Source organism: Pseudomonas sp. MD330_10 (genome assembly GCF_042610415.1).
Taxonomy (GTDB): domain Bacteria; phylum Pseudomonadota; class Gammaproteobacteria; order Pseudomonadales; family Pseudomonadaceae; genus Aquipseudomonas; species Aquipseudomonas rhodesiae.
In genome coordinates this window covers 1-257 of sequence record NZ_JBHGZU010000100.1, presented here as the reverse complement: position 1 = coordinate 257, position 257 = coordinate 1, and the positions used below count along the sequence as shown (strand labels likewise).

The 257-nt window shown below is 49.8% G+C and carries 1 protein-coding gene; it reads left to right on the top strand.

The features are described 5' to 3' along the window. The coding region (locus tag ACFZPT_RS26780) for a hypothetical protein (RefSeq protein ID WP_379559145.1) at window positions 1–196 on the top strand (196 nt) is incomplete at its 5' end. Between the last annotated feature and the right edge of the window lie 61 nt (window positions 197–257).

Sequence of the window (257 nt, the reverse complement as noted above, 5' to 3'; positions counted from 1 at the left end):
CCAACTGGCGAAGTTATCGATTTTCCCATGCCCATCCGTGAAGTTCGCCACCTGCTACGCAGCAAAAACAAAATTCTCATACTGTAAAAAGCGCTCTAATACCCGCCTGTTTATTGGTTTTGAAGATTTTGGAGTTCTCAATGCCCCATTAAGGCAACCTGTTACAAGCAGACGTGGAGAATCTGCTCTCGGCTGAGCTCACCGTGCCCCTGTCCAAACGACTGCAATAGGGCGCGGTGATGGGCTATCTGTTCGCC